The 1,760-nt window shown below is 55.2% G+C and carries 1 protein-coding gene; it reads left to right on the top strand.

Going from position 1 to position 1,760, the window contains the following annotated elements:
• Positions 1–1,760 (top strand): beta strand repeat-containing protein (locus AOY23_RS22830; RefSeq protein WP_418080602.1); only part of this gene is annotated, 1,760 nt, incomplete at both ends.

Here is a 1,760-nt window from a genome sequence, read left to right as displayed (position 1 = left end):
ACGGCCATCACCGGCGACGGTGCGGTAGTCAATAACGGCGGTGATGCAAAAATCAGCGGCGGCGGTACCGGCACCCGTGTGGACGGTAACGACGCGGTCATTGTCAACACCGGCGACACCACCGCCGACGGCGAAGGCTCGACGGGAACGGTGATTAACGGCGACAACGCCAGTTTTGACCAGCAGGGCGACATCACTGTCACCAATGGTGCGACAGGTATCGCGGTCAACGGCACCACCGCGAAAATCGACAACAGCGGGACCATTACCGTGACGGACGCAGGCTCCACCGGTGTCCTCGTCAGCGGTGACAATGCCAGCTTCACCAACACCGGCACCCTCGACAGCAGCCTGAACGGTACCGGGGTCAGCATTACCGGCGACAGCGCCAGCGTGATGCTCGACGGCACGGTGAATGTCCATGCGGAGAAAAACGCGGACGGGATTTACCAGGGCGCGACCGGCGTCAGCGTGGCGGGGAATAACGGCACGACGGAAATTACCGGTGATGTGGCAATTTCCGGGACAATGACAGCGGATGAAGATACCACCTCCAGCGGGAAATTAACGGGCGTGACCGTGTCGGGTAAGGATAATACCGTGACGCTGGATGGCTCGCTGTCGATAGATCTCGATTCGCAGACACCTGCACCCACGGATAACGCCGCTTTCAAAGCCACAGGTATTAATGTTACCGGCAGTGGCAATCATGTGGACATCAATGGTGGGGTCAACATTTCGACGTCGATTGTGAACCTCGCATATAACCATTATGCAACCGGAATTCTCATTAGTGGCGACAACACGGTGAGCGTCAGTGGTGAGTCCAGCGTGAATATTGTCGGTTTTTCTGGCACTCCTACAGAATTTGCAGAAGTCTCGGATGGCGGGCAGTTAATTTTCAATAATGACTCGGTCCTGGATACCACCTTCTCCGGTTCAGCCCCGAATGTATATGGTAATTATTCACTTCTGCAAAGCCAGGGAGTCAACAGCAGCGTTGTCAATAACGGAACCATTAACTCCAGTCTAGGTGCCATTGTCATGCAGGCTGTTCAGGGGGCCAGTGTCAGCAATAGCGGAACCATCAACATTGATGCCACAGACTCTGTGACAGGCAATACGTCCATGATGCGAGCAGATGGCGCAGGCTCGGTTGCTTCAAATAAAGATAGCGGGACGATTAATATCAAGGCGGCATTAACACCAACAAGTTATGGAGGCTTTGGCATTTATCCTGTGATGTGGTACCAGAACACCGAATATGCCCTGCTGGCAACCAATTACGGCAGCGTGGAAAACGATGCCGGGGCGACCATCAACCTCAACGGCGCAGGACTCTATGGTCTGGGCGCATCGAAAGGGTCCGCCACCAACGCCGGGACCATTAACGTCGATGGTTTTATTCCCACCCTCGATGAAGACGGCAATATTACCGGTAAAACGTTCTACAGTACCAGTCAGCTGTACACCATGAGCGCCGGGGTGATTACCGGCTCCACCGACGCCGGTAAAGGCGATGCCACTGGCCTGAACACCGGTACCATCAACGTCAACAACGAAGGTATCGGGATGATGGCGCTCAACGGCGGCACCGTCACCAACCAGGGTACCATCAACCTCACCGCCGACGATGGCGTGGAAAAATCAGCCGACAACCAGTTAATCGGCATGGCCGTATTCAACGGCGGTACCGCCATCAATGATGAATCCGGCACCATCAATATCCTCGCTGATTACGGCCAGGCGTTCTACAACGA

Source organism: Trabulsiella odontotermitis (genome assembly GCF_001297775.1).
Lineage (GTDB): Bacteria > Pseudomonadota > Gammaproteobacteria > Enterobacterales > Enterobacteriaceae > Trabulsiella > Trabulsiella odontotermitis.
Note: the sequence above shows the minus strand (reverse complement) of the source record. Positions and strands in the feature narration are given on the sequence as shown.